4 protein-coding genes are annotated in these 4,082 nt (G+C 58.8%); 2 read left to right on the top strand and 2 right to left on the bottom strand.

Annotated features, from left to right (window positions below):
• Nucleotides 1–802 precede the first annotated feature (802 nt).
• On the bottom strand, nucleotides 803–2,422 hold the full coding sequence (locus E1267_RS42820) for a caspase, EACC1-associated type (RefSeq protein ID WP_165960115.1): 1,620 nt from the start codon (nucleotides 2,420–2,422) through the stop codon (nucleotides 803–805).
• A 29-nt stretch (nucleotides 2,423–2,451) separates the two neighbouring features.
• Nucleotides 2,452–2,814: an effector-associated constant component EACC1 gene (locus tag E1267_RS42815; RefSeq protein WP_132341909.1), complete on the bottom strand. Its 363-nt coding sequence runs from the start codon at nucleotides 2,812–2,814 to the stop codon at nucleotides 2,452–2,454.
• A 234-nt stretch (nucleotides 2,815–3,048) separates the two neighbouring features.
• Between E1267_RS42815 and E1267_RS42810 the strand changes: the two genes are divergently transcribed.
• Both E1267_RS42810 and E1267_RS42805 read left to right on the top strand, forming a co-directional pair.
• Complete coding sequence (locus tag E1267_RS42810) at nucleotides 3,049–3,489, top strand: hypothetical protein (protein ID WP_132341908.1); 441 nt, start codon at nucleotides 3,049–3,051, stop codon at nucleotides 3,487–3,489.
• A gap of 82 nt (nucleotides 3,490–3,571) precedes the next feature.
• Nucleotides 3,572–3,958, top strand: a complete 387-nt coding sequence (locus tag E1267_RS42805; protein ID WP_132341907.1) for a hypothetical protein — start codon at nucleotides 3,572–3,574, stop codon at nucleotides 3,956–3,958.
• The last annotated feature ends 124 nt before the right edge of the window (nucleotides 3,959–4,082 follow it).

Below are 4,082 nucleotides of genomic sequence, written 5' to 3'. Positions count from 1 at the left end.
TCGGCACCGGTGGTGGCCGCCAGCCGGTTGCGTGGCGGCACGGCCGCCTCGGCCCGCGGTGCCGCTTCGGCGGTGCGCGAGTCCATCGGCACCGCCCGCCAGGCGGGCTGCACCGGCACCCTGGTTCTGCGCGGTGACAGCGCCTTTTCCGATCTTCCCGCATCTCGTCACGCGGCGCGACCCTGCACAGGGCCGGCAGAAAAAGTGCACTGCTTTCGTGACCTCCATGCCTTCTCTCCGTCCGGTCGGTATGTCGACGCAGATGAGCAAGCAACGTCGCAGGGACACCAACCTCAAATCTATACACGGAGGTTCCTACAGCCCGCGGATTGCGTTACCGCGCGGCCTACTTAATCCCGATATGAAGCGCGGAGACGGTCGATATAGTCTTCATGCGAGCAAAGGTGGCGGTGTATATAGACGAGCGCTTCTGTCACTCCTACCTCAAGTACGCTGCGCACACCGGATGGCCAGGGAAGCTGGCACGAAACATTGCGCGGGACGTTGCCATGAACGAACACCTGCATTAGACAGGGTGGCAACTCATTCGTATATAAGAACATAAGGATCCGTCGGAATCGGCCGATCGCATCACCGAGGAAGTCATGTGGTCCGGGCGCGCCATCCGAGGCATAACCTCGCGCACATACGCAGGTCACCAGCCAGTGTGCGATGACCAATCTAGCTCGCGCGCCGACAACCCGGCTATATCCCCTCCCTATCTGCGCCAATTCACACGCTTAAATTTGCGCATTGATTGACACGGCCCGGGAAGCAGAAATTCCATCTACTTAGAGCTGCATCAACTCCCTGCCGAGCCGCCGGGCCCAAGAGTGTGATGCTGGCGATGATAGCGAAGATGCGCACGATCAACATTATGCTTTAACACAAGCTTTCCGATTGTCTCGCCATCCGTCCGATCAATTATGCTGCAATCATCCTCAATAGTGATCCCCCCATATTTAAAAAGGTCTCGATGGTTGGGACACAGGCAAAGCATGTTGTCTTTGCTATCAGGCCCCAAGTGAGGCTGCTCTCGCCCACGGATATGCACGGTAGCGGCAATCCGTAGGCCACCTGGCACTTCTAACACGGTGCCGCATACCTGACATGCATGGTCGTACACTTGCTTTAGCTCCGTCGCCAGCAGCCTGTCCGCGTAGACTCCTGGAGCGACCTCTTCCCTACGCCCGGGGGAAAGCTTGCGACTCAGACGGAGTGCCCCAGTCTTCTTAGGCGACCCGTCATCTATCTGCTCAAGTCGGAACTGGAGGACGGTAGGCCCATCGACGCTGCGTTTGGTCCAGTAATCGGCTACCGTGAAGATCCCGTCGTAACTATAACCAACTGGCGGCGAGAATTTCTTGTCGCCCCCAGCACCACGAACGACTCGAACTGGCAGTCCAGTCATAATGCTCTTGATGAGAGCAGCATTGCCCGAGTCGTCTGCCGACTGGTCTTTGACCTGCACGCCAGTATTAGGATCACGCCCACCATGACCGGTGTAGATGATCACGTCCCCGTAATCCTCATCGTCCTTGTAGCCGCCCGAGACGACGATGGACTCGGCGCCGCCCCGCTCAGCAGTGCCGCAGATGCCTGCCTGCAACGGTCGGTGCACACCCGCGTCGTGCAGAGCTCTACGGCTCTCGAAAATGGTCCCCGGTCGGATCCCCTCGATGACACCGTAGAACTCTTTTGTCGTGATACGTTGCTGGTTTTTATGTGCACGATTACGCACCAAGGCGAGATGCGCCGCAAAGTTTGACTCGCGCTTCTGCGGGATGGGAAGACCCTTATCCCGCAGCGACTCGCGTGCATGTTGGAAAATTGTATCCAGCTCTAGAAACTCAGGCTGCTCTGGAATTCCTGCACTGATGAGATGTATGAGCTCGCCAGTGAAGGCTGTATAGGTGTCGAGGCCGCCGAGCGCTGTCTTATTCTCGGCCGTCGCCGTCATCAAATATGTGCCGGCGACACGGGCATTGTTAGCGACACGCTCCGTGCTATCTTCGGCACCCATTAGCCCTAGCGCAAGTCCACTGTAGCAACAGTCCAGGATTACAATTTTGCGCCGCGCCCGACTCGCTCGAAGCTCGTTTCGTACCGTGTCATAAGCCACCGCACTGTACATGCGGTCCTTATGCGAGTCTACTAGAGTGAGATACAGATCGCTCTCCACGGAATGCATCAATCCATGGCCAGCGAAGTACACGATAAGAGTGTCTTTTGCCTCTTCTCGAGCTTGCCACAGTGGATCCATCATCGCATCTACCGTGGTGGGATTATGGACAATCGTACAGTGCTCCGCCGGCAGTCCCCACAGGTCAGATCTCTGAAGGAGACCACTCAACGTCGTAAGATTGTTTTCAACGGCAGGGAGAGACCCTAGATAGGTATACTTACTCGTGCCAATCAGCACGGCACGCGAAGTTAAGGGGTCAGGGAGATTCAATCGTTCTCCTCCAACGCCTTGAGAATCTGAACCACCAGCTCCGACTCCGCCTCAGATACCACGACGGTGGTCCCCCCACGTTCAATGGTCACCTGTGGGCGATGCCGCCGGGTTCCACGCCACTGCGATAGTGTCTCGATGAAGGCGGGCCATTGCAATGCGCTTGTCACGGCCAGAGCGATGAGATCGAGGGTGTCACCCATCTCACCGGGCTCCGGGTCCTTAGACTGCAGGCGCACATCCATATAGTCAAGAGCATCGAGGTCCCTCATCAGCCAATCGTAGAGCGACCGGAGCTCCTGCTCGGCAAAATCTCCGCTCATCCGAAGCTTCACCGTTTCATCCACCACAATCCCCACCAATCCACGACGAATCTACATCCGGGATACTACCGGCACCAACCTCACACGAGCATCAAAACATGAAAAACGGGCACCTCTCGCAACCCACCCGTCAGCCAGGTTGCATGACGGCCCCTTCGAGCGTCCACGACGCAGGCGCGGTCGCCTTGACATCCTCCAAACGCAACTACTTAAGGCTGTGACAGGTTGTATTCTGGTGGGCTGGTCGACGCTAACGCTGCAGGTGACCCCGTGAACATGAAATCGTTGAGCGAGCTTCAAACGCCGGATGAGCGAACCCTGCGCTTCACCCCGTATGGGCTCGGCATCGACCGGGCATTGACCCCTGAGGCTGCCGCGGAGTATCAGCAGACCATCATGGCATCTCATACGCTCTCGCCGGATGTCTCGGACGGCACCCGCCGATCCTTCGACATGCTGCGGGACTTGTACGTTCTGGGGATCTTCCGCTACGAGGTTTTCAGTGCTGTGCACGACCGGGCTCTGTTCGTCATTGAACAAGCACTCCGGGACCGGTTCGTCGCCTTCCACAACGGCACCGTGACATTCGTCGACGCCAGTCATGCCCGCCATGTCGTGCCGCCAGCCGCTATGAGCAAGTTGTCGAAGCGACCCGTCGGAACCGCAGCTGCGGCTGCAGGCCAACCCCGGACGGCGACCTATCCCGTTTGACGCGCATCTGCATGACCTGCGCGTCTGGGCGCGTCATGTCGGGCTGCTGCGAGGGCAACGCAACCGCAGCCTTGAGCACGCTTTGTGCACGCTCCGGAACACCGCCGCCCACCCCAACTGCTTCTACCTCCTGACCCCGGTCGAAGCAGCGCGCACGATCTCCGACGTCGCAGAGTTCATCAACCAGCTCTGGGGACAAGCGACGCCGGGCGGGCGTCTATATCCGGCGCCGATGGAGCGCGTCGTTACTGTCCTCAGCTGGAAGAGCGAGGACGTGGCGATCACGTCTGTGCAGTCGGTCCCTCACCAGAATTGGGACTATGGGTCCGGTTGGCGGCACGCCGTGATCCGCTGTGTCCTCGACGACCTGGACCTGATGTTCTTGGACAGCCGCTACGAGTCGACGCGGTTTCCCCCAGAGGTGCTGTACGGGCCGGCGACCATGTCACGCACCCTTACGTGGCTTTGATGGCGCTTCGAAGATCTGACCAGACCTGCTCTGTGAAATTTGCCAGGTGAGCGACTCGCCGAGAGAGATCGTTCTTGTCTCGGTGGGGCTCCCTCGACGCTTCGGGTGATCACGTTTCGAAGCG

The organism is Nonomuraea longispora, assembly GCF_004348345.1.
Lineage (GTDB): Bacteria > Actinomycetota > Actinomycetes > Streptosporangiales > Streptosporangiaceae > Nonomuraea > Nonomuraea longispora.
Note: the sequence above shows the minus strand (reverse complement) of the source record. Positions and strands in the feature narration are given on the sequence as shown.